Consider the following 24,174-nt stretch of genomic DNA (forward strand, 5'->3'; position numbering starts at 1 on the left):
GTACGCCTCCTAAGCATTAGTTTCACGAACTTCTTTTTTATAAAGTCACGCCATCCTTAAAGATAGCAAGATCATGCTTATCGAGCTTTTCTGATTTTGCATGCTTTTTTCCCGATGCCACATCGAGTATATACTGCATCAATCGGTCAGCTCCTTCTTCCATAGATTCTCCCCGGATCAATCCTTCGGCGTCAAAATCTATCCAGTTTTTTTTGTATGCTGCCAGCGGACTGTTGCTCGAAATCTTGATCGTCGGCACGGGACAAGCAAACGGGGTGCCCCGCCCCGTCGTAAACAAGACCATATCGGCACCGGCTGCCGCCAATGCATTGGCGGCTACCAGATCATTGCCCGGTGCCTGCAGCAACTGTAATCCAGACCCTTGTATCCGGTCACCGTACGCAAGGACATCTTCAATGATTGCCTGTCCGCCCTTTTGCACGCATCCCAGAGATTTATCCTCCAGCGTGGTAATGCCACCGGCTTTATTTCCCGGTGACGGATTTTCATTGATTTTTTCTCCGTACCGCATAAAGTATTCTTTAAAATGATTGATAAGAGCCGCAATCTTATCGAATACAACCCGATTCCGCGCCCGGTTCATCAATAACGTTTCAGCACCGAACATCTCCGGCACTTCGGTCAATATCGAGGTACCGCCGGCTGCAATGATCCGGTTGGATATTTCTCCGACCAGTGGATTGGCGGTAATACCGGATAACCCGTCAGAACCGCCGCATTTTAATCCGATCGTCAACTGGCTGGCATCGCAGGGTACCCGTTCAAATTGATCGGCATACCTGCATAGTTCCTCGACGATCGCCGTTCCCGCAGCTACTTCATCTGCTACCTCCTGGCAGACAAGGAACTTCACCCGATCCGGATCATACTCACCGATAACAGCCTTCATCTGGTCGATTTGGTTGTTTTCACATCCCAGACCCAACACCAATACGGCTCCGGCATTGGGACTATGAACCAACCCGCTCAATATTTTCTGAGTATGGATATGATCCTCTCCGAGCTGAGAACAGCCGTGCGGATGACTATAGGCAAAAATACCGTCGATGTGTGCTGTTTTGAATGGCTGTGCCGCTTCTTCGATCGCCCGTGCGATCGCATTGACACACCCCACCGTAGGAATGATCCAAACCTCGTTGCGGATACCGGCTTTTCCAAATTTCCGCGGATATCCCAGGAATTCGTACTGCCGCGTCCCGGCAAGTTCGGGCCGTACCGCGGTGTCCGGTTCATAGGTATAGGTCAAAAGATTTCCCAGTTTGCTTTTCATATTATGGGTATGCACCCATGCACCTGGTGCGATCGCCTCCCGGGCTGCGCCGATGGGGAAGCCGTACTTAATGATATCCTCCCCAGCTGCAATCGGTCGTATCGCCATCTTATGGCCTGCCGGAATAACAGCTCCGGCCACAATAGACTGGTGCTGCACAACAACCACCGTACCTTTGGAAATAGGGGCTGCCGCAACTGCCACATTGTCTTTTTCGTTGATCTGATACATATCTGCCATCGCTTAGACCTGCTCTCCCAATTCAGCAATATGCGCTTTGACTCCGATTTCGGCCATGCGTTCCAGATGGGCTGTAACCGCTTCGGCCAACCCTGCTATCCGGGTCAAATCTTCCCCCCAAAAGGAGGCATGCGCCATCATGGCCCGTACATAGTCAGCAGCAGCAAGACCGGCATGCGTGCAGACGAATGCAAGATTATCCGGTTCATCATGAATCTCATACACCGCAGTCCCGCGATTTCCGATCAGACAGCCGTCACCCTTATGCTCGCTGCGATAAAACGCCAACAGCGCCGCCAAAGAATAGGTCAGCCATTTCGGCAGTCTGCCCGTCTGCGCTATGCTATCCTTCAGTGTCGGCAATACCCGGCCTTTCCATTTTGCAATGGAATTCAGCGAAATAGAAAGCAGAGCATGCTTTACAAACGGATTTTCAAACCGTTCATATACATCTGCCGCAAACGCTTCGGCTTTTTCCCGCGACATATGCACCGTAGGGATGATTTCACCATATACAGACTGATCCAGCTGCCGACGGATCACCGGATCCGCCATACAGTCTCCCACATACTCCTTGCCGGCAAGATAGGCTCCCAATACCATGGAGGTGTGCGCCCCGTTCAAAATACGGATTTTCCGTTCCCGGTACGTCTCCAGATCATCGGTAAACTCCACCTGCCACTGCGGACTGCTTACCGGAAATTTTTCCTTCAAGGATGCCGCACCGATGACCCAGCTGTTGAACGGTTCCGCAATGTCCAGCAGTTCATCTTCATATCCCAGTTCTTCGTACATTGCCGCAATTTCTTCTTCTTCCTTGGGATATCCTGTTACAATGCGGTCCACCAACGTACTGACAAAGGCACACTTTGTGTCTACCCAATTTCTAAAATCTGCCTCCATCTGCCATACGTCAATATATTGAAAAACGCATGTTTTAAGCGCTTCGCCGTTATTATCGATCAATTCCACGGGAAGCATCGTCAACGCCTTATCGGCCGCTCCCTTAAAAAATCGGTACCGTTCATACAGGAATTGCGTCAATTTACCGGGAAACGTGTTCGCCGGTGTATCCGGCAGCGGCTGATCCGTATCATCAAACAGTATTCCTGCATCTGTCGTATTGGAAATCACAAATTCCAGCGTATCCATATGAGCCAGACGGAGAAATCCGCTGAAATCATAATTGGCGGATACAACCGTTTCTACACAAGTAATAATACGGTTTTCCCGATAAACACTGCCGTTCTTCTGCCCGCGCAGGCAAACCGTATACAAATTATCCTGCTTGTCAAAGGCTTCTTTTTTAGGAGAACGCGGCACGACCATCGCAACATTGCCATTATAATCCAATGTTTCATTCGCTATATCAATGCCATACTCAATGAATGCTCTCAAAAAATTTCCTTCGCCGATCTGCAGAATTTTGACAGGCCGGGAAACACGTGACGATACATCTTTAACATTTTTCATTCCAGATACTGCCTCCCTCCTTGCCGTTTACATCTTGAATTGGAAATAGGCAGCGGCATTGTTGAAACAAATATTTTGCACCAGTTGTCCTAAAAATTCCATATCCGCGGGATATTCTCCGTTTTCTACCAGATTGCCGATCCAGTTGCAAAGAATACGGCGGTAATATTCATGCCGTGCATAAGACAAAAAGGAGCGGGAATCCGTCAGCATCCCCAGTATATTTCCGAACACGGAAAGATTGGCAATACTGGTCATCTGGTCGATCATGCCCTGCTTGGTATCGTTGAACCACCAGGGAGCTCCCTGCTGGATTTTGCCGCAAGCTTCCGTTCCTTGGAAAGAGCCGATAATAGTCCCGATCATTGTATTATCGGCCGGTGTGCCGGAGTACAATACCGTTCTCGGCAAAATGCCCCGTTCATTCAAATGATCCAGGAACGCCACCAAGCCCTTGCCGCAATTTCCTTCTGCGATGCAGTCAAACCCCGTGTCAGGTCCTAACTTTTTAAACATCTGTGTGTTATTATCTCTAAGCGTCGCATAATGGATCTGCATGACCCAGCCGCGTTTTGCATATTCACCGGCCAAATACGTAAGCAGTGCCGTTTTATAGGCTTCCATTTCTTCTATGGAAACCGATTCGTGCCGCAGTGCCTTGTCTACGATAGCATCCAATGTTTTTTCATCTGCTTCCCGGCAGAATACATATTCCAAGGCATGATCCGTTGCCCGGCAGCCCATGGTTTCAAAGAAAGCAATCCGGTTTCCCATGGCGGTGCGGATATCCTGCATCGTCCAAATAGATACGCCTGCCGCCTGTCCCAATACAGCCATGTACTCCGCAAACCCGGGTTTATCTATATTAAGTGCTTTATCCGGCCGCATCGCGGGGTATACCTTGGCACTGCAGGACTGTTCCTCCTGCAGTTTTTTATGCCATTTTAAATCATCTGCCGGATCATCGGTCGTACAAATAACTTTTACATTGGATTTTTTGATAAGGCCTTGTACGCCCATATCCGGCTGTTTTAACTTTTCGTTGCAGAAATCAAAGATTTGTTGTGCTGTTTTTTCACTAAGTGGTGTGGTACAGCCAAAATACCGCTGTAATTCCAAATGGCTCCAATGATACAGCGGATTTCCGACCGCTTTTGAAAGAGCTTTCGCATATTCTACAAATTTTTCTAAATCGCTGGATGCTTCACCGGTGATTTTTTCTTCCGGTGTTCCATTGGAACGAATCAAACGCCACTTGTAATGATCACCGCCAAGCCATGCTTCCGTAATACTTCTGAACATGTGGTCCTCTGCTATTTCCTGCGGAGAAATATGACAATGGTAGTCAATTATCGGCATATCTTCGGCATAATCATGAAATAATCGTTTTGCTGTTTCCGTTTCCAATAAAAAATCTTCATCCATAAATTTTTTCATTCTATTCGTCTCCATTCATTTTTTTATCTCTGAATTTTATCTCGGTTATAATGTAACCGCTTACATTTATTAATGATAATGTATCATTCGTTTCCTGATTAGTCAATATGATTATGACAAATCGGCATGAAAACGTGAAAAATAGCACACACATATATCATATTCACATAATACATTGCAAATCTTCGGCAAACCCCCTACTATTATCCATGAGGGCTTCTCTCTTTCCATGTTCCGCAAATCATGTTATTATATGTAGTTATACGTATAGTAACAATATAAAGAGGAAAATCATGACTATTTACGATATAGCAAAAAAATGCAATGTATCGATCGCTACGGTTTCACGTGTATTGAACGGCAGCGATCGCGTAAGCGAAAAAACGAGAGCCAAAGTACTGGCTGCCATGAAAGAGCAAGATTACGCTCCCAACCCATTTGCCAGAGGCTTGGGGCTGGATTCTATGAAAATGGTCGGAGTCCTCTGCTCGGACGTAGCCGACGCATTTTATGCCAAAGCCGTATCGCTCATCGAAAACGCCCTGCAAAAACATAATTTTGATGTGATGTTATCGTGTACGGGGGAATGTAACGGCAAAGATATCAAGGCCCTCCGTTACCTGATGCAAAAACATGTGGATGCCGTCATTATCATCGGGACTCCCTTTGCCGTGCAAGGCAATGTCGCTGCAATAAAAAAAATAGCGGAACAGATTCCCCTCGTCACGATCAATAACAATTATAAACTTCAGGGAACCTACAGCATCGTCTGCGATGAACAAACAGGCATGCGAAATGCCGTATATGCCCTGGCTAACAAAGGCTGCCGCTCTATTCTGTATCTGTATGACTCTCTTACCTACAGCGGACAGCACAAATTAACCGGGTATAAGCAAGGTGTTCTCGAGCTCGGACTGGACGCCCAGCCTGCCTTGATACAAAAAACACCGCGTACCTTCGAAGCGGTAGAAAGCATGATCCATATGCTCCTGAAACAGAAGGTACCGTTTGACGCCATTCTCACTTCCGAAGATATCCTGGCAGTTGCCGCACAGCGGATCGCACGAAGAAATAATCGCTGCGTCCCCGTCATCGGCTGCAATAATTCAATCATTGCCGAATGTGCGACTCCGACGCTTACCAGTTTAGATAACCAGCTGGATTGTCTTTGTGAAACGGCGATCAAAACGGTCATCCATCTCATGCAAAGCAATGCTCCGGCACTTCCCAGCAAAACCGTATTCGACGCCAAATTGATCGAACGGGAAAGTTTTCAAATTCATCCCCAATAATAAAACTATGCCAAACACCAACAGGAGGTATCCGCTGCGGATACCTCCTGTTGGTGTTTGGCGTGGAAGCAGGGTGCGCACTACCTGCTTTTTTTGCTTATATATACGAATGCCGAGAATACAGGACAGCCATTAACCATCCTCGAGAATCGCCCGCACGATATCGGCAGTATAAGTATAATATGCGGCATTTCTCCTGGCATTAACAGCGATCAGCGGGATGTCTCTTTCATACAGGGAGCCGTGGGTACGGCTATGTATATACATTTCCGATGCCTCTCCGTCCAGTTCGGCAAAAACAGCGTCTTCACTGCAGAAAGCAAGGATGTCGCCTATACCGTGGACAGGAAGATGATATGCACCGGCGGCGGTCGCTGCATCATAGGCTGCATCAATATAGTCACACTGTTTCATATACTCCAGCACGGCGGGAATATGTGCCTCCTCCCATACGTACACATATGCAGCTCCGCCCTCCTGATGCGGGTGATTTTCTATATATCGGTCCTTTAATGGCAGCAGGCAAAATGTTTTATACCCTGCTGCGGCCAGCTTCTTCTGCAGATCGATGCATCTGCTTTTGGGATTCATGCCATGATCCGCGGTAATATATATTTCCCGGCCCGGATCCACCTCATATAGTTTGCCGATCCATCGGTCTATGCACTGCATAACCGCATGCGCTTCTTTCGAATCCGGCGCATAGTGATGCATCATATAATCATTGGTCGTACAATATATAAAATCAGGATCCTCGATAGTCAATACCTGATAACACGCCTTGAAAATCCACTCATACGTTTCCAGCGAAGCAACCTGCGGCGGAGCCTCCAATTGCAGCCGCTCCCACACGGCCGCCTCCGGTCGTTGAAGATTGATGCCTATATCGGCCTGCCTGCCGAATACATCTAACACCTTGCCTTTTACCGTAAGCAGTGCCGTACGTTTCCCCCGCCGTCTGTAAACATCGATAACCGATTCCGTCTTCATCGCCTGCGAAGTCTCGATACATCCTTCCTTGCCAGTCTGCCTGTCATAATAATAATTTCCTAAAACACCATGCTCATCGGGAAATTTCCCAGAAAGAATACTGGCATGATTTACATTGGTAACAGAAGGCATCGCCGCCTTCACGGTTGAATAAAAGCCGGCTTTTCCCATCTTGTACAAATGAGGTGTATAGTCTTTGGAAATATACGCTGCCGCGCATCCATCAATAACAATGAGTATTGTTTTTTCTGACATGCTATCCCCTCCTTTTTTATACACGGTCTTGTTTTTATAGGTGTTGCTATGTTAATTTTACATATAGAAAAAACAATTGTAAAACAAATATTTTATGTATATCATATAGAATTATTTTATATATCAGGAGGGATATATATGAATGCTGCCGGAATAGAAGCCTTTCTGGCTATTATGCAAGTTCACAGTTTGAATAAAGCGGCGGAACGGTTGAATGTAACGCAGGCGACCGTCAGTTACCGTCTGAAAATGCTCGAGGAGGAAATGGGCGGAACACTGATCGCACGCAGCAAAGGAACGCATACCATAGAATTAACTCCGTTTGGGGAGAATTTTGCTGTCATTGCCGAACGCTGGCGCATATTAAAACAAGATACAGAAGTACTGCAAGCTGTCGGACCGCAATTACGACTGACCATCGGCGGCTCCAACAGCCTAAATACCTATGTATTGTCGCCGCTGTACACCGCCTTGATGCAGCATGTTCCCCGCCTGTCGCTCCGCTTTCGCACACAGCATTCCACGGAACTGTACGATACCTTGGAACGCCGGGAAATAGACGTTGCCTTTGTAAAAATGAAAAAAAATCTGCCGAATATCACGGTCGAACCGTTTTTTGTCGATACAATGGTCTTGATCCGATATGCCGCACCGGAAAATAAAGCATCCGATATACTAGACCCCGCCTCGCTGCAACGGAAAGATGAAATGTATATGAATTGGGGCCCTGCCTATGAAGCCTGGCACAATACGTGGTGGGATCCGTTGGATCATACCTATATTCCCGTAGATACGGCCGGACTGATTTACTCTCTGCTATGCAATGCCAAGCAATGGGCTGTCGTGCCGCAATCGACAGCCCGTGCCTTTGTTAAATCAGGCCGTTTTGTCATACAGAAATTATCCGATCCTCCGCCGGCAAGAATTTGCTATAAAGCGACCCATATCCATCTCTCCGCTGCAACACGCAGTGCACTGGAAATTCTGAATCACTATATGGAGCGGATAAAAGAACCGCTGTCCCAGTGATACCATTTTAACGCAAAAACAGGGACTACCTACACATCGGCTAATTGTCCGCGTGTAGGTAGTCCCTGCTTTTCAGTTTCTTTTATTTTGTTATCAGTAAATTTTTACCGGTCATTTCCTCCGGTTGTTCCATTCCTGCCAGATGCAGCAAGGTAGGCGCTACGTCTGCCAGAATTCCATTTTCCAGTGTATCCGCTTGATGCTGTCCGCTCACGAGAATACATGGCACGGGGTTTGTCGTATGTGCCGTATAGGGAGATCCGCTTTCCGGATCGACCATTTTTTCAGCGTTGCCGTGATCCGCAATGATCAGGATTTGTCCCCCTATCGGAAGCATGGCATCGACAATGCGTCCCACGCAGGCATCTACTGTTTCCACTGCTTTGACTGCCGCGGCAAATACGCCTGTATGGCCTACCATATCGACATTGGCAAAGTTAAGCATGATCATATCATAGGTACCTGTTTCGACAGACGCAATAACCTTGTCGGTAACAATAGAGGCATTCATTTCCGGCTGCAGATCATACGTCGCCACCTTGGGAGAGGGCACCAGAATACGGTCTTCTCCCGGAAAAGGTGTTTCTACGCCGCCATTGAAAAAGTATGTTACATGCGCATATTTTTCAGTTTCTGCAATACGCAGCTGTTTTTTGCCGGCAGCACTCAGCACGTCTCCCAGCGTATGCGTGAGTTCTTCTTTTTCATATATGACATGCGCCGGAAGCCCTTCCTCATACAGGGTCATCGTGGCATAATATATTGCCAGTTTTTTAGGACGAGAAAATCCTTGAAAATCCACTGCAGTAAAAGCTTCACTTAGCTGCCGCGCACGATCGGGACGGAAATTGAAAAATATCACACTGTCTCCCTCTTCGACCGGATGTTTGTGAATGACCGTCGGAATAACAAATTCATCCGACACATCGGCAGCATAGGATTGCTGCAGCACCGTCTGCGCATCGGAGGCTTCCGGACCCTCTCCTAACGCAACGGCGGCATACGCTTTTTCTACCCGTTCCCACCGCTTATCGCGATCCATCGCATAATATCGTCCGCTGACCGTAGCGATTTCGCCGACTCCTATGTCTTTGCACTTCTCTTCAAGTTCCGCCAGATACGCACCGGCACTGCGCGGCAACACGTCTCTTCCATCCAGGAATGCGTGGATATAGACCTTGGAAAGGCCATATCGTTTGGCCATTTCCAGCAGCGCATATACATGTGCCTGACTGCTGTGCACACCGCCTGGGGAAACCAATCCCATAATATGCAGCGCTTTATTATTCCGAACAGCTTGCTGCATCGCTTCTATGAGAACCGGTTTTTGAAAAAAAGTACCTTCTTTTATATCCCTTGTAATGCGTGTCAATTCCTGATACACTACACGCCCGGAACCAATATTTAAATGACCGACTTCAGAATTGCCGATCTGTCCCTCCGGCAGCCCCACGGCCTCACCGGAAGCCTCCAGCTGTGCATGCGGATAGGTCTGTACGAGCTTAGGCAGTACCTGCAGATCGGCTTGTGCTACGGCATTGCCGTCCCGCAGGGAACTGCAGCCAAAGCCATCCATAATAATTAACATAATCGGTTTTTTCGCTGATGTCATTCGTTCATTCTCCTTTGTTACTCGTGATGAGTGCTATTGTATCGATCCATGATCTCGATCAGATTCACGACCTGATTCGCATAGCCTACTTCATTGTCATACCAGGCTACCACCTTGATAAAATGATCATTCAATGCCAATCCGGCCGTCGCGTCGAATATAGAGGTCGTGGTCGTACCCAAAAAGTCGGAAGATACGACTTCCTCTTCCGTATACCCCAAAATACCCTTCAATGCTCCCGACTCGGAAGCTCGTTTCATGGCCTCGCAGATTTTTTCATACGGTGCCGGATTTTCCAGCACGACCGTCAAATCTACGACGGAAACATCCAATGTCGGCACCCGCATGGACATACCGGTCAATTTTCCGTCCAATTCGGGAATGACCTTGCCCACAGCTTTTGCCGCACCGGTTGCCGCCGGAATAATGTTGCCGAACGCAGCACGGCCGGAGCGCCAATCCTTAGCCGAAGCGCCGTCTACCGGATTCTGGGTAGCTGTAATGGAATGGACAGTCGTCATGAGACCTTCTTTGATGCCGAAATTATCGTACAGGACCTTCGCCACCGGAGCCAGCCCATTGGTCGTGCAGGACGCATTGGAAACGATCTGCTGTCCATGATATCGGTCCGTATTCACGCCGCAGACAAACATATCCGCCTGCCGTCCGTCTTCCCCTTTTTTAGAGGGTGCGGACATAATGACATACTTGGCACCCGCCTTCAAATGCTTTTCCGCTTTATCCATTTTCAGGAAAAGCCCCGTCGATTCCACGATATAATCGGCACCGACAGCACCCCAATTGATTTTTTCCGGTTCTTTTTCCTGTGTAATCCGGATCACTTTCCCGTTGACGATAAGGCAATTATTGGCAACATCCGCTTCTACCGTACCGTCAAAGTGTCCGTGCATCGTATCATATTTGAGCAAGTATTCCATATAATCTACATCCATCAAATCATTGATCGCGACAACTTCAATGCTTTCACGCATCAACGCCATACGCAGTACAAAACGGCCAATACGCCCAAACCCATTAATACCTACTCTGATCATAATAAGCCACCTCTTTCTGCTGCAAATACATAAGAATAAACGTGTTGATTACTTCTTATGGATATTATGGCACATTAAGAGAAATAATACAATTTTATCCCCTGCAGCCGCAGCAAAAGAATCGGTTCGCACAAAAAAGATTCCGGCTTTTGTCAAAAAGAAAAAAGCAAAAAGCGGCGAAGTTTCCCTCGCCGCTCCCATCTGCGTATATATTATACAGCCGCTTTTTCCGCGCCGTTTTTCATATCAAATTGGCCTGCTACACAATCATTGTGTTTGGCATTGTAGCTTTCCATCTTGGAAACGAGATCCAATACCTTGTTGGAATAGCCTATTTCATTATCATACCAGGAAATAACCTTGACAAACGTATCCGTCAGTGCAATCCCGGCGGAAGCATCAAAAATGGAAGTCAGCGTGGTTCCGAGAAAATCGGAAGAAACAACGGCTTCATCCGTATAGCCGAGAATTCCTTTTAATTCCCCTTCCGAAGCGTTCTTCATCGCTTGGCATATCGCTTCATAAGAAGCCGGCTTTGCCAAGTTGACAGTCAAATCGACTACCGATACATCCAGCGTAGGAACGCGCATGGACATCCCCGTCAATTTTCCGTTCAGTTCGGGAATAACCTTGCCTACTGCCTTTGCTGCCCCTGTCGAAGAAGGAATAATATTACCGGCCGCGGCACGTCCGCCTCTCCAATCCTTCATGGACGGACCATCTACGGTCTTTTGCGTAGCCGTCGTGGAATGAACGGTCGTCATCAAGCCGTCTGCAATTCCAAACGCATCATTCAATACTTTCGCAATAGGAGCCAGGCAATTTGTAGTACAGGAAGCATTGGATACGATACGCTGTCCTTTATAGGAATCCGTATTTACTCCGCAGACAAACATATCCGCCTGCCGGCCATCCTTGCCCTGCTTGGAAGGCGCAGACAATACTACATATTTAGCCCCGGCCTGCAAATGTTTTTCCGCCAGATCCATCGTAAGGAACCGGCCGGTAGATTCTACAACATAGTCCGCTCCGACTTCGTCCCATTTAAGATTGGCCGGATCCATTTCCGCCGTTACGCGAATCGCCTTGCCGTTGACAATTAACCGGCTGTTTTTCATATCTGCTTCGACAGTACCTTCAAACCGGCCGTGCATAGTATCATATTTGAGCATATAAGCCATGTAATCGACAGGGCACAAATCATTGATACCTACAATTTCAATATCATCACGAGATTGTGCTGCACGGAAAACAAACCGACCAATACGGCCAAACCCATTAATACCTACTCTAATCATATCGTACACTCCTTTGAAAAATAAATGAACAACATGGAATTTTTAATTTCATCGTTCTTACAATGCCATTATGCCACTCTGGGTAGTTTAATGCAATGCCATGGACAAATGTTGTCCCAATAAATAAATAGAAAAATTGAAAAAAAAACAGGCCTTATTGCAGACCTGTTTTTGCGGCAGCGATGCCTACATATTCTTTTATAGCCAAACACGAAGTATATAACGTAAACGAATTCGGGATAACGGAAAACGCCGACCAATGATATGGCTCATCTGTATAATAATCGCAGGGATACGGAGTAATATCCATGCCCGCCCGTTTAAAAAACACAACAGACCGCGGCATATGAAATGCACTGGTGATCACAATAGGATGCTTCCATCCTTGTTCTGTGCAGATGTCTTTGGAAAACCGGGCATTTTCCGCAGTATTGCGACTCTGATTATCCAGAAAGATCCTATCCTCCGCCACCCCCAGGGAAAGAAGCATGCGCTTATCGATTTCCGCTTCGCCGGCATCATAGGAAAAAACCGCGCCGCCCGAAAGCAATATCGGCAGATCCAGTTTACGCTGCATCCGCACTGCCGTCAAAAATCGATTAGCCGCCGCCGAGCCTACCTGTCCGGTTCCGTCAAAATCAGGAACGCCGGCGCGTGTGCCGCCGCCCAGCAGGATGATGACATCTCCCTGTACGGTGTGCGGCGGTGCATAGCTGTTTTCCAAAGGCTTCATGAGCATATTGGAAACGGGCTGCACCGACAAAGCATACAACAATACGGTAATCACCAGCAGCGGTTTCCGCCCCGGTGACCGGCGCCAATATAAATATATCGTCAAAAACACCAAAGCCGCTGCAATGCACCCGATAGGCAGCAACCAGGCATATATCCATTTAATCAGAAAAAGCATGTTCTACTCCTATAGTTAATAGTCACGCCGTACGGTATATTCAAATTCACGATTCACCGTAAGGTTCTGTCCCTTTTGTATCGTGATCCGGCGCAGAGAATATTCATTGCCGTCAAGAACAAAGGCGTTGAAATAATCCCAATTGCGGATATACTGAAGTACCTCATTCTCCGGATAGGCATAATACGCCCTGGCCTTGGCAGACACAATAAACAGCATGTATTCCCCAGCCGGAACATCGTTGATTTCATAATATCCGGCATTATCTGCCTCTACAAAGAAAATATGGGTTCCTTCCGGCGGCAGGTTCGAGCTGTACCAGAGCCGTTCTTGAACATCAGTAATGCTGTTTTTGTTGAAGGTGACAGGAATCAATTCTATTTTAGCCCCCACATCGCCCCGGGGCTTGGCATATTCCTTATCCCGCAGTGCATTGAGATTCAGTCCGCCCTGAGAAACACCATTATATCCCCGTTCCCGTATAAACTTACTGTACTTCCAGGTAACAACCCCTCGAACACCGCCGGTGTCCGAAGCCGCCGCTGAAACATACACCGCTCCGCAAACCAATATAACCAAAAATACCCATACCCGCATCATTCGCTTCATGTTATGATCACCCTTTTCTATGCTGTATACAATACTCCGCAAATTTTACATATCATCTATAGTATATCGTATATTTTGCTACAGCACCAGCACGAAAAAAGACGGCAGATTTCTGAGAAAAATCCGCCGTTTTGCCGTATGCTATTTATCCGTGATTTTGCCGATATTTTTGATTTCGATGGAAATAGTCCCATTGGGATTATTAACAAATTCGATATATTCCTGATTTTCAAAATAAGCTGCCGGAAATATAACTTCGATTCCGGTATCCGTCTTGATTTTATGATTTTTTCCGGTCTTGACGGCAACCTGCTTTTCTACCTTCACATCAACCGGCAGTTTTTCCTCTGCCACCTGGGTTTCAAAAGCCTGCTGCATCTCGCGGGAATCGGAAAATACTTCTTTTCCCAATGCCACCGGAGAAAATCCATCAGATACGGCTGCGTTCTCCATAATATAACTTTTCGCCTTGGAAAGCGCTACCGCGGAATTAGCCCCATATTCCTTTGCCACCTTGCCGACCGTTTGATTGACTTTTTTAATAGCATCTTTAGCCGAGATCTGCGTCGTGCACTGCAATACACGGTCTGCCAGAACAAACACCTCTTGCCCGTCTATGATCCGTTTCTTATCAAATAAGCGGATCGACAAATCATCGCACCGAATGACTGCATAGGACTCTATCTTCTGTGTCACATTAGGCAAAATAGCAAAATGGCGGATAAGCTGATTGGAGATCCTGCCGTCCGTCCGGTTCACTTCATGCGTATACGCCGTCTTATGCCCTAACAGCAATACCGCCACATACGGGATATCATTATCCGTATAATCAACCACCACCAGATCAACCGACGCCGTCTCCTCGCTCCCCGACAGTCCTTCATACAGCGTATTTGCCACCTCCGCCGTAAAGGAAGCAAACTCCATCTGCTCGCTCCTATACTGCTGCAAGCGCAGTTTAAACGGACTGGACTCATAAAAAATACCCGTTTGGCTGGCGGAATCATTCTGCGCCCGTTCTATATGTTTCTCTAAAAATATATCTACCTCTCCACGAGAAAAATCCAGTTCTTCCTGCGATAAAATACACACGCCTGAATTAAAATCCAAAATATGGAGAATTCCTTTGCGAATCATCATAATAAAAATCACCTCTGCCTAAGGCAGTATACCACCGGAAACCGCTATCATGCAAGAAAAAAAATGTGCCGCATTTGCCGCAGCACCACCCTGCACGCACAGGGACAAGTATGGTATGATAGATGGTATATACAAGTCCTGCCCCAAGGAACCGAAAAGGAAGTGTTATACTATGCTTGATCTGTCTCAATTAAACCCTGCCCAGCGCCAAGTAGTAGAAGAATGGGACCGCAACATCCTGCTCATCGCCTCTGCCGGTACCGGCAAAACCAATACGCTGGCCTATCGGGTTGCTTACGGCATCGAATCGGGACGTGCCAAACCGGAGGAAATTCTGTGTCTCACCTTCACCAATAAAGCCTGTCGTGAAATGCGGGAACGCATTATATCCTGTGTCCGCGAAAACGGTACCCGCGTCGTAGTGCGCACCTTTCATAGTTTCTGCTCCGACGTCGTCCGCTCGGAAGCAAAACGGCACTCCGATCTATATGCGGACTATATGATCTTCGATGAAGAGGACTGCAAGGAAATCATCGCCTCCCTATATCCGGACTATGCCGTGCATGCCCTGCAAAGCTTCATCGACCTCGTCAAAGAAAGCCGGCCCGCCTATGACTATTACTCGGAGGATGCCGCCCATGACTATCAGCAGACCATTGCCCGCCTGTATGTCGAAAAGGAAGCACGCCTGCGTGAAATATGCGCTGCTTCCCGGCACACGCTGGACGAAGGACTGTATACCCTGCTGAAAACCTCCGGCGAAACCTTCGTCATGACCTATAATGCCGCTCTCCGTGATACACACGGTCTTGATTTCAACGATCTCATCATTACCGCCTATGAATGCTTCAAAAACGAAACGATTCGCACGACCTGGCAGAACCGCTTCACGTATATCAATATTGATGAAGTCCAAGACACGAGCGAGCTGGAATATCATATTCTCGCTTCGATTTTCGGACACAATAGGATACTGCTTTGCGGCGACTATTTTCAAACCGTATATGAATGGCGCGGGTCCCATCCCAAGGCCATACTCGCCAGTTTCAAAGCAGACTATGATCCGCGCTGCATCCTGTTCAACAAAAACTACCGTTCCACGCAGACGCTGCTGCACGCTGCCGCAGACTGCCTGAAAAATTTATTTGGTTCCGAAACGGTCACCGCGATGTATACCAAGGATCCGGAAACACCCCCGGAACAAACAATCGGCAGCCGGATCACGATCAAATCCTGCCGCAATATTACCGAGGAAGCCCGCTGGATCTATCGCCGCATACAGGAAATCCGCAGCCTTTCCGAAGATCCCGCCATACTATCTAAAATCTGTATTCTCACACGCGTTAACCGATACAACAGGCAGCTCAGCCAGCAATTGGATTTTCTGAATCGACAGCATACAGAAACCGCACCCCTGGACTTTATGCTCGTCGACGAATTCAAATTCTTCCGCCGCCAGGAAATAAAAGATGTGCTGGCTTTTGCCAAAGTAAGCATCAATCCCCATGACACAATCAGTATGACGCGTATCATAAAGCGATTTGTTCCGGGCATCGGCAGCGCCGCACTCCAAACCATTGCCTCCGAAGACTGGAAAAAGGCCGGCATCCGCCTTACAGATTATCTGGATTCCTCTACGCTGAACCAGAAAGATGCCTTTGCCGTACTGGAACAAGAACTGGAGAAAGAAAACATCGTTGTCTTTGACGTAGAATCTACGGGTGTTGATACCCTAACCGATGAAATCATTCAAATAGCCGGTATCCGTCTTGACAAAACAGGAAACATAAAAGAAAAATTCATGCACTTGCTCAAGTTAAAGGATAAAACAACCGTCGGTGATTCCGTGTGGATCCACCATTTTACCGATGAACAACTGCAGCAGCAGGGAGAAGAACCGGAAACCGTATTAGCCGCCTTTCTTTCTTTTATACAGGGAGCCGTACTCGTAGGACACAACGTTTCCTATGATATCCATATTCTCAAAAGTTATCTGGGCCGGCTGCACATGGCGCAGCCACAGTATCTTACCTATTACGATACACTGGATATATTCCGCCGTTTCCATCCCAATTTAAAAAATCATACACTGGAATACTTGGGCCGGTATTTCCACGTGACCCATCGCTCATCTCATGATGCTGCCGACGATATTCTGGCAACAGCGGAGCTGCTATGGTATGCCGTATCTCACGATATTCGCCCGACAGCGGCAGTACGCCGGGCCTATACGGAAAAATACCTGGAAAAATTCAAGCCGGCAGCCGCGGTTCTGCAGGCGCTGCGGCAAAAAGCAGCGGTCCTGCGTCCCTGTGATTTTCTCTTTGAAGTCATTAAAACCACCGGCATTGTCACCTATTACGAAAAAAAAGGAGAAGAAAACCGGGTAGAAAATTTGCGTTCTCTTTACCGCAAGGCCAAAGAACAGGATATCCCCGGCCAAACGTCTCATGATGCCCTGCTCAGTCTGCTTACCTACACTGCGTTATCCAATACGGAACTGGATATGCTGCTCGCTAAAAAGCCAAAAATACCGATCATCACCATCCATCAGGCCAAAGGCAGCGAATTTGACTATGTCTTCCTTGCCGGCATGCAGCAAGGCACTTTCCCAACAGGGTTCGCCTTAAAAACCAACGACCTGGATGAAGAAAAACGTCTCTTTTACGTAGCCGTGACCCGGGCCAAGAAGAAATTATCCATCACCTGGTGCCAGCAAAGCCGCAATACAGAACACACACAAAGTCAGTTTTTAAATACCCTGCCCAGTATCTATACCGACTACGAATGATCCAGACGCCGGCATCTATTCTTCAAAACAGTTGTACATCGTATGATATCGGTAAGACAACGTATCCCCGGACTTCCCGTAGCGGTTTTTCAATATGGCCAGCTCAATGCTGCGAATGGGATGTGCGCTCTCTATGTCGTTATAGGTCTCTCCGGCCAGCTGCATGCTGATGAGCACATCACTGGAATGTTCGATGGCCCCAAGTTCCTTTATCTCACCGGGAGAAGCATACGCATAGGTACCGCCGTCTACACTGTCTACCCCGGAAACAGCAACCACAGGGACCTTGAAATCCCGGCTGATCCGCTTCAATTCCAATACGGCCTTATTGGTATTCTGCCGATCGTTCATCCGTTCATCATACGGCGACAGCCGGTGAATATAATCGACGATCACCACGGGGCGGCGGCCGGTAAAACGGATATGCTTGTCCACCATTTTCCGGATATCTTCTACTCCGATATCCCCCAAGCCTTCACTGATATACACATGACCGGCATATGTTTTATACGTTTCAATCGCGGCATTGATCAAATCTATCTCTTCTTGATCATAAGAGGTATACCGGCGGCCCGTGCTGATAGCCCGCGCCGTCTTGGCCAGTTTGGCCTCCGCCGACTGCTGCATGGCCTTTTCAAAGGTAATGCGGGAAATACTCTTAGCCATTAACGCGGACCGGCCGGTCTCCAGAGAAAAGAAAATGACATCGGAGCCGCCCTTTTCGGCATGCTCTCCTTTGCCTGCCGCAATTTGGTCGGCCATCTGCAGCACAAACGTCGTCTTTCCCAGCGAACCGGCGGCACTGATAATATACAGTCCTTCATACAGGCCGCCGTCCAGCACTGCATCCAACTTGGCAAACCCTGTAGGTATAATGGAAGCATGGACGCTGGTATTGATGGCACGAATGAAAGACGGTATATGATTCAGCATACTATTTTGCAAATATCCTTCTTTGTCGACCTCCCGCGCCGGTTCCTCGATACTTTCATTCTCCACCACGATCGTCCGGAACCCATCCCGTGCTTCTACCAACGCCTCACTGGCATCCTTATACGGTCCCGTCAAGTTGACACAATAAAAGGGAATATTCATCTGCTTCAAGGCGATCTGCAGTTCTCGGGACGCAGACCGGCCCTGGGAATCGTTATCCATGGCAATAAGCAGTGGATGCTTGGGACGGCACGTCTTCAGCAATTCAATAAACTTGTTGATATTAGAGGTCGTACCCAAGGCCACCGCATCTCCGCCGACTTCCATAATGCTCAGCGCATCGAGTTCGCCCTCCACGACGAATACGGGCTGCTGGGCATTTTTGATGGCAATCGCATTATAAATCGAATTCGGGCCAGTTTTGCGATACCGTTCGTTCGATGCCGTATCTGTATTGCGAGCGATAAATCCCGATTTATTTTTAGGGATAATGACAGCTTTCCAGACCTTGCCGCCTGTCCCCCGCGTATAATTGGGATCATAGCCGAGCCCGGCCCACTGAATAATCTCATCACTTAACCCCCGCTGATGCAGATAGTTTATTTCCCCTATACGCTTGGCACACGCCTTGAAATACTCCGTATAATCTACAGCGCCGCGGCGCCGCATCATAGCCTCACGCCGTTCCCGCAGTCCCTCATAGAGAGGCCATGCTTCGGGAACAGTTTGTTCATCTTCATCCACTACCACGTCAAAAAGCTCGCAAGCCCGCCGAAAAACGGCTTCTCTGTCGGATATATCCTCCAACACGCGAATCACATCAAAAATATCATAATCTACACCGCAGCCAAAACAATGTACTCTGTTCCGCTTTTCATTAAACCGCATCGATTGAATTTCTTTTTCCGCATGAAGTGGATTCAAACACGGAAACGAATCACTCGTACTAATCCCGCGATTTTTCAAATACTGTCCCAACTGTCCGCGAATAAACTCCACTGCCGCATCCCGCTTCATAAAAAAACCTCCCATGTATGCTGTATTTAAAAACGCCGGTCCCTTCCCTGCCTGTTTCTTCTGCATCAATTGCCGGGTACGAGTTCCGTCCGGCGGCGACCTAAAAACAGCTGCTTTTTGGCTATACACATAGTATTATATCGCGCAACGGCCAAATACACCACATAAAAACGTGAATATATCACACAAAACAAAAAAGCTTTTATGCTATCATTTTTGACACTGACAGTGTCTATGTTAAGCCTGCCACCATGGAATACTTATATATAACATCTGTTGACACTGCACAAAAGTCCCTTTATAATAGAAAAATCAAATGTATAAATTTATAGGCAAAGACGCTGTGATTTAGGGGAATCACGGCGTCTTTTTGTATGTGGAGGGGGAAACAAGTACATGAAAAAATTATCGTCACTGCTTGATCATATGCCGCCAAAGGGAATCGGCATCGTTACGGAAAAAGCAAAAAAAATGGAACAAGAGGGCGCCAGCGACATGATCTATATGACCAGCGGCCGTCCTGATTTCGATACGCCGGACTATATCAAAGAAGCCTGTATACAAAGCCTGCGCAGCGGCAACACCTCGTATACGCCGACGCAAGGCCAGCTGAATCTCCGCACCGCCATCGCCGGTAACCTCGCCAAAGAGTACCAGCTGTCGTATACAGCCGATGAAATCGTCGTAACCTCCGGCTTATCCGAAGCGGTGTATGACGTATTGAACGCATTGGTCGAAGAAGGCGACGAAGTCCTGCTGCCCGATCCCTGCTGGCCTTCTTACAACGGCATCTGTCATATGCTTAAAGCTGGCATCGTAGAATACAGTCTGCAGGCCGACAATGATTTTCAACTTTCAACAGAAGAATTGGAACAGCGTATAACGGCAAAAACAAAGGTGCTGGTCTTGATTACTCCGCATAATCCGACAGGCACGGTCCTAACTAGGGAAACCTTGGAAAAAATTGCCGCCCTTGCCCAAAAATATGACTTTTATGTTGTTGCCGATGAAATATATAACCGCATTCTATATGATGATCTGGAAGCTCCCAGCATCGCGGCACTGCCGGGCATGAAAGAACGGACGCTTACCTTGAACGGCTTTTCCAAGATATACTCCATGACCGGCTGGCGTGTCGGGTATGTGGCCAGTTCGCCGGCGCTCATCGAAGCGGTAACCGCGATACACAGCTACGGCTCCAGCTGCCTTCCCGGCTTTATTCAAGACGCGTGTGTTACGGCACTGCAGGAAGAAGATGAATCGATCGCACACATGCAGGCAGAATATAAAAAAAGACGGGATTATGTATTTCAAGCCATAAATGAAATAGACGGACTCTCTTGTCCCAAACCCACAGGTGCTTTCTATGCTTGGATAGATATACAGGCATTGCACCTGAGTGCCCAGGAGGCCTCCGACTTTTTCATGAAAAACGCCCATGTAGCCTTAGTCCCGGGAAATGTCTTTGGCTCCGCTTGCGGAAACACGTATCTGCGGATGTCCTATGCAGCCAGTTTAGACATCATCAAAGAAGCCTGCCGGCGGATGAAAGCCGCCGTAGAAGCACGGTAAGCACATATTTTTATAACACAGCAAGAGCAACGACGCTTTGTATCTGAGGGGAAATCAAAGCGCCGTTGTTTTTATATGCAAAAAAAGCCAACATCAAACTGAAATTCACAGAATTCCCAACGAACACGGAAAGCCTGTCGGCCATGAGTTCCGGACGTGCCGCGGCTTACAGCACGGACTCTTCCATCCTGAATAGTATGAAAACGCCGGACATGATGATCCTGCCAGAAAAATTTGCGCCGCAGGACTATGGCATTGCCGTACGCAAAGACAACAATGCCCTGCTGCAGGAGCTAAATAAAGTCATCCAGCAGATGAAGGCTTCGGGAGAACTCGAATCCCTGATAAAGAAAAATGATTTAGTAGATTTCCACGGAGAAGGGGAAGAGTAACTCCTTCACTCTATAGCATCCCATACGCAAAGACAGCCGGAAATCGTTGTATCTATTGGGGTATAGATACAACGATTTCCGGCTGTCTGCCATGTACATATATAAAGGAAATATATAAAAAATTCCCGTAAACCAGCGAACTGCAACAGTATCGCGGAGGTTCTCCTCCTTGCGATCAGCCTAATGTACCGTAAATATGAGCGACCAGTTCCGCGGTTACATCATAGGAGGTATGCTGCACTGCTTTAGTCGGCATCGTCAATTTTGTAAATTGGTCGATTTCTTCTTGGGTAAGTACCACCGTATCCGGCATCAGTTGTTTCATGAGCGCCGTGAATTCCGCCAGCCCGCTCACGTCCAAAAGTTCCCAGATCGTATCGACTTTATCCGGCATCGTTTCGCTCATGTATTTCATATACTGGGGAAATAGTATCCCATTGGCCCGGCCATGTGTCAGCCCTTTATAATAGGTCAGCGGATAACCCATGCCATGGATCAAGGTCGTGCCGGTCTGGGCAATGACGATACCTGCCAGCGTCGAGCCGTACATCAGGTCCTCCCGGGCATCATAGGTCAGCGGTCCGCCCAATGCCGGCAGCTGGGAACCCAGAAAACGCATTGCTTCTTCCGCCCATACATCACTGACCGGCGTCGCCGTGCGGGCCATATACCCTTCCACCGCATGCGATACGGCGTCGATAGCCGTATCCACGGTAACCGACTCCGAAACGCCCAGGGTAAACGCCGGATCTGCGAAGGACAGCGTCGGGAAAATAAGCGGATCTGCTACGGATTGTTTGGTCCCTGCGTGTGGATTCGTGAGTATCGCCGCTTTGGTCACTTCGCTTCCCGTTCCGGCGGTCGTCGGGACGGCAACAATAGGCAGCGCGTTGTTGTAGGGCCCGGTAAAAAGCTGTGTGTCGTCCAACTCGTTGGTACATAATAAAGCAATGACTTTCCCGGCATCCATCGGCGAGCCGCCGCCGATAGCCACCACAAACTCCACCTGTTCCGCTCTGCCTATGGCGGCAGCGCGGCGTACCGTTTCAATGGACGGATTGCTTTCCACTTCATCAAATACGACCCAGGAAATATGCAGTGCCTCCAGCACATCGACAACAGCCTGCTGTGACCCATTCACTTTGGCAGAATGACGGCCCGTCACCAAAAGTGCTTTTTTTCCGAGCCGTGCCAGTGCCGCTCCGGACTGGGCAATGCAATCTCTGCCAAAAAATAATGTTGTCGGCATTTCATACGTAAACATACGATCATCTCCATGCAGTAATAAGTATATAGAAAATTTCCAAAAAGAGATATCTACCTGCGCAGATACCTCTTTTTAGGATGCTTTGTGTATATTTCAAAAACTATCCGATTGCACTTACAAGGCGATCATCGCATCGACTTCACATAATACGTCGTCCATGATCGCCATGGCTTCCCGCAGCTGTTCCTCTGTAATAATAAGCGGCGGTGCCACCATAATAATATTTTCATGAGAATAAGTGAAAAAGCCTTTAGCAAGAAGTTTTTTAATGATGGCCGACATGACACCGTCAGGATCTTTTCCGTACGGCACCAATGCTTCCTTAGTCGCTTTATCTTTGACCAGTTCGATCGCCGACCACAAGCCGATATACCGGACATCGCCGACACAGGCATGCTTTTCCTTCAATCCTTCTTCTATCTCTCCCAGCACGGCCCCGACTTCGTTTACGTGTTCCAGAATATGCGCCGTATCATAATAATTCAAGCAGGCAATACCCGCAGCACAAGCCAGCGGATGGCCGCTGTACGTCAAGCCGCAGGATAACACATGATCATCAAAGAAGGCCGCAATCTTCTTGGATACCGCTACGCCGCCCAATTGCACATAGCCGCAGGTAATACCCTTGGCAAAGGACACAATATCCGGCTTGACATCGAAATTTTCGAAGGCAAACATTTTACCCGTCCGGCACCAGCCGCCCATTACTTCATCACAAATCATCATGATACCGTAATCATCACAAATCTTGCGTACGCCTGGCAGATACCCCTTCGGCGGGATAATGATGCCGTTAGAACCTGTTACCGTTTCCATCACGATAGCCGCAATGCTGTCCGGTCCTTCATACTGTACCTGTTCCCGTAATTTAGTGATATAAAAGCGTGTTGCTTCTTCTTCACTGGCAAACGAAACGGCTTCACGATACACATACGGATCAAAAAATTTCACAAATCCCGGAATGCCCGGTTCCAAGGCATACCGCCGCGGTTCACCCGTAATATTCCCGGCGCCGAAGGAGGACCCGTGATAACTGCGGTACCGGCTCATGATCTTATGCCGTCCCGTATACATTCTGGCAATTTTAATGGCGTTTTCGTTAGCATCGGCACCACCGTTCGTAAAAAACACCTTTCCCATCGTATCCGGCATGCGGTCAATGACCATCTTAGCCAGCTTGGCTCTCGGTTCCAGCGCGAAAGCCGGTGATAAAAAGCAAAAGAGGTCGGCTTGTTTCTTAATGGCTTCTATAATATCCCGATTGCCATGTCCCACATTAGAGTTGACCAATTCTGACGACATATCCATGTATCGTTTGCCGTCACTATCCCACAAATAGATTCCTTCCGCCTTAGTAATAACCATGGGATGTAAAGAACCTTGCTTCGCCCACGAATGCAGATTATATTGCAAATCCATTTCTTTGATTTCCTGTCCGGTCATATCCCCGTCACCCCTTAAATATAATGAAATACATAAAATAAAAAAACAACGGAACCATCTAGCACGACAGCACCATTGCTTTTTTTCTGTATCTTCATTATAGCATTGTCCAGAGGCAATACAATTAG

General features: G+C 47.8%; 18 protein-coding genes. 5 read left to right on the top strand and 13 right to left on the bottom strand.

What is annotated here, in order from left to right; translation table 11 throughout:
- Nucleotides 1–37: 37 nt before the first annotated feature.
- The 3 genes from BLR11_RS03275 to uxaC are packed head-to-tail and all read right to left on the bottom strand — an operon-like array spanning nt 38 to nt 4,441.
- The gene (locus tag BLR11_RS03275) at nt 38–1,531 is read right to left on the bottom strand and encodes a UxaA family hydrolase (RefSeq protein ID WP_091648159.1); all 1,494 of its coding nucleotides are present in this window, start codon (nt 1,529–1,531) and stop codon (nt 38–40) included.
- 3 nt (nt 1,532–1,534) lie between these two features.
- Complete coding sequence (locus BLR11_RS03280; protein ID WP_091648161.1) at nt 1,535–3,004, bottom strand: tagaturonate reductase; 1,470 nt, start codon at nt 3,002–3,004, stop codon at nt 1,535–1,537.
- Nucleotides 3,005–3,031: 27 nt separating this feature from the next.
- The gene (uxaC, locus tag BLR11_RS03285) at nt 3,032–4,441 is read right to left on the bottom strand and encodes a glucuronate isomerase (RefSeq protein ID WP_091648163.1); all 1,410 of its coding nucleotides are present in this window, start codon (nt 4,439–4,441) and stop codon (nt 3,032–3,034) included.
- Between the two features lie 293 nt (nt 4,442–4,734).
- Here uxaC and BLR11_RS03290 point away from each other — a divergent pair, with 293 nt between their 5' ends.
- Complete coding sequence (locus BLR11_RS03290) at nt 4,735–5,733, top strand: LacI family DNA-binding transcriptional regulator (protein WP_091648164.1); 999 nt, start codon at nt 4,735–4,737, stop codon at nt 5,731–5,733.
- Between the two features lie 132 nt (nt 5,734–5,865).
- Here BLR11_RS03290 and BLR11_RS03295 read toward each other — a convergent pair whose 3' ends face one another.
- Nucleotides 5,866–6,978, bottom strand: a complete 1,113-nt coding sequence (locus BLR11_RS03295) for an alkaline phosphatase family protein (RefSeq protein WP_091648166.1) — start codon at nt 6,976–6,978, stop codon at nt 5,866–5,868.
- A 138-nt stretch (nt 6,979–7,116) separates the two neighbouring features.
- Between BLR11_RS03295 and BLR11_RS03300 the strand changes: the two genes are divergently transcribed.
- Complete coding sequence (locus tag BLR11_RS03300) at nt 7,117–8,007, top strand: LysR family transcriptional regulator (RefSeq protein WP_091648307.1); 891 nt, start codon at nt 7,117–7,119, stop codon at nt 8,005–8,007.
- A gap of 82 nt (nt 8,008–8,089) precedes the next feature.
- Here BLR11_RS03300 and gpmI read toward each other — a convergent pair whose 3' ends face one another.
- The 6 genes from gpmI to BLR11_RS03330 form a co-directional block, all read right to left on the bottom strand.
- Nucleotides 8,090–9,619: a 2,3-bisphosphoglycerate-independent phosphoglycerate mutase gene (gene gpmI / locus BLR11_RS03305; RefSeq protein ID WP_091648167.1), complete on the bottom strand. Its 1,530-nt coding sequence runs from the start codon at nt 9,617–9,619 to the stop codon at nt 8,090–8,092.
- Nucleotides 9,620–9,636: 17 nt separating this feature from the next.
- Nucleotides 9,637–10,674: a type I glyceraldehyde-3-phosphate dehydrogenase gene (gene gap / locus BLR11_RS03310; RefSeq protein ID WP_091648170.1), complete on the bottom strand. Its 1,038-nt coding sequence runs from the start codon at nt 10,672–10,674 to the stop codon at nt 9,637–9,639.
- A gap of 212 nt (nt 10,675–10,886) precedes the next feature.
- Nucleotides 10,887–11,972, bottom strand: coding sequence for a type I glyceraldehyde-3-phosphate dehydrogenase (gene gap, locus BLR11_RS03315; protein WP_091648171.1), 1,086 nt, complete (start codon nt 11,970–11,972; stop codon nt 10,887–10,889).
- A gap of 154 nt (nt 11,973–12,126) precedes the next feature.
- On the bottom strand, nt 12,127–12,882 hold the full coding sequence (locus BLR11_RS03320) for a YdcF family protein (protein WP_091648173.1): 756 nt from the start codon (nt 12,880–12,882) through the stop codon (nt 12,127–12,129).
- 15 nt (nt 12,883–12,897) lie between these two features.
- The gene (locus BLR11_RS03325; RefSeq protein ID WP_091648175.1) at nt 12,898–13,491 is read right to left on the bottom strand and encodes a hypothetical protein; all 594 of its coding nucleotides are present in this window, start codon (nt 13,489–13,491) and stop codon (nt 12,898–12,900) included.
- 141 nt (nt 13,492–13,632) lie between these two features.
- Nucleotides 13,633–14,631, bottom strand: a complete 999-nt coding sequence (locus BLR11_RS03330) for a nucleoid-associated protein (RefSeq protein ID WP_091648176.1) — start codon at nt 14,629–14,631, stop codon at nt 13,633–13,635.
- A 172-nt stretch (nt 14,632–14,803) separates the two neighbouring features.
- Between BLR11_RS03330 and BLR11_RS03335 the strand changes: the two genes are divergently transcribed.
- Complete coding sequence (locus tag BLR11_RS03335) at nt 14,804–17,422, top strand: 3'-5' exonuclease (RefSeq protein WP_176762853.1); 2,619 nt, start codon at nt 14,804–14,806, stop codon at nt 17,420–17,422.
- A gap of 15 nt (nt 17,423–17,437) precedes the next feature.
- Here BLR11_RS03335 and BLR11_RS03340 read toward each other — a convergent pair whose 3' ends face one another.
- Nucleotides 17,438–19,372: a DnaB-like helicase C-terminal domain-containing protein gene (locus BLR11_RS03340; RefSeq protein ID WP_176762854.1), complete on the bottom strand. Its 1,935-nt coding sequence runs from the start codon at nt 19,370–19,372 to the stop codon at nt 17,438–17,440.
- 396 nt (nt 19,373–19,768) lie between these two features.
- On the opposite strand from BLR11_RS03340, the gene BLR11_RS03345 reads away from it, so the two are divergent.
- Nucleotides 19,769–20,944, top strand: a complete 1,176-nt coding sequence (locus BLR11_RS03345; protein WP_091648181.1) for a pyridoxal phosphate-dependent aminotransferase — start codon at nt 19,769–19,771, stop codon at nt 20,942–20,944.
- Between the two features lie 65 nt (nt 20,945–21,009).
- Nucleotides 21,010–21,336 (top strand): transporter substrate-binding domain-containing protein, encoded by a 327-nt coding sequence (locus tag BLR11_RS03350; protein WP_176762855.1) that lies wholly within the window; start codon nt 21,010–21,012, stop codon nt 21,334–21,336.
- Between the two features lie 175 nt (nt 21,337–21,511).
- On the opposite strand, the gene BLR11_RS03355 is transcribed toward BLR11_RS03350, so the two are convergent.
- Together BLR11_RS03355 and BLR11_RS03360 are read right to left on the bottom strand one after the other, a co-directional pair.
- Nucleotides 21,512–22,600, bottom strand: a complete 1,089-nt coding sequence (locus BLR11_RS03355) for an iron-containing alcohol dehydrogenase family protein (RefSeq protein WP_091648185.1) — start codon at nt 22,598–22,600, stop codon at nt 21,512–21,514.
- Nucleotides 22,601–22,717: 117 nt separating this feature from the next.
- Entirely contained in the window at nt 22,718–24,046 is a 1,329-nt protein-coding gene (locus BLR11_RS03360; protein ID WP_091648187.1) for an aminotransferase class III-fold pyridoxal phosphate-dependent enzyme, read from the bottom strand.
- Between the last annotated feature and the right edge of the window lie 128 nt (nt 24,047–24,174).

This window comes from Megasphaera paucivorans (genome assembly GCF_900103535.1).
Taxonomy (GTDB): domain Bacteria; phylum Bacillota; class Negativicutes; order Veillonellales; family Megasphaeraceae; genus Megasphaera_A; species Megasphaera_A paucivorans.

Coding starts and splice junctions, on each gene's coding strand:
- BLR11_RS03275 (WP_091648159.1), bottom strand. CDS start 1,531: ATGGCAGATATGTATCAGATCAACGAAAAAGACAATGTGGCAGTTGCG.
- BLR11_RS03280 (WP_091648161.1), bottom strand. CDS start 3,004: ATGAAAAATGTTAAAGATGTATCGTCACGTGTTTCCCGGCCTGTCAAA.
- uxaC (WP_091648163.1), bottom strand. CDS start 4,441: ATGAAAAAATTTATGGATGAAGATTTTTTATTGGAAACGGAAACAGCA.
- BLR11_RS03290 (WP_091648164.1), top strand. CDS start 4,735: ATGACTATTTACGATATAGCAAAAAAATGCAATGTATCGATCGCTACG.
- BLR11_RS03295 (WP_091648166.1), bottom strand. CDS start 6,978: ATGTCAGAAAAAACAATACTCATTGTTATTGATGGATGCGCGGCAGCG.
- BLR11_RS03300 (WP_091648307.1), top strand. CDS start 7,117: ATGAATGCTGCCGGAATAGAAGCCTTTCTGGCTATTATGCAAGTTCAC.
- gpmI (WP_091648167.1), bottom strand. CDS start 9,619: ATGACATCAGCGAAAAAACCGATTATGTTAATTATTATGGATGGCTTT.
- gap (WP_091648170.1), bottom strand. CDS start 10,674: ATGATCAGAGTAGGTATTAATGGGTTTGGGCGTATTGGCCGTTTTGTA.
- gap (WP_091648171.1), bottom strand. CDS start 11,972: ATGATTAGAGTAGGTATTAATGGGTTTGGCCGTATTGGTCGGTTTGTT.
- BLR11_RS03320 (WP_091648173.1), bottom strand. CDS start 12,882: ATGCTTTTTCTGATTAAATGGATATATGCCTGGTTGCTGCCTATCGGG.
- BLR11_RS03325 (WP_091648175.1), bottom strand. CDS start 13,491: ATGAAGCGAATGATGCGGGTATGGGTATTTTTGGTTATATTGGTTTGC.
- BLR11_RS03330 (WP_091648176.1), bottom strand. CDS start 14,631: ATGATGATTCGCAAAGGAATTCTCCATATTTTGGATTTTAATTCAGGC.
- BLR11_RS03335 (WP_176762853.1), top strand. CDS start 14,804: ATGCTTGATCTGTCTCAATTAAACCCTGCCCAGCGCCAAGTAGTAGAA.
- BLR11_RS03340 (WP_176762854.1), bottom strand. CDS start 19,372: ATGAAGCGGGATGCGGCAGTGGAGTTTATTCGCGGACAGTTGGGACAG.
- BLR11_RS03345 (WP_091648181.1), top strand. CDS start 19,769: ATGAAAAAATTATCGTCACTGCTTGATCATATGCCGCCAAAGGGAATC.
- BLR11_RS03355 (WP_091648185.1), bottom strand. CDS start 22,600: ATGTTTACGTATGAAATGCCGACAACATTATTTTTTGGCAGAGATTGC.
- BLR11_RS03360 (WP_091648187.1), bottom strand. CDS start 24,046: ATGACCGGACAGGAAATCAAAGAAATGGATTTGCAATATAATCTGCAT.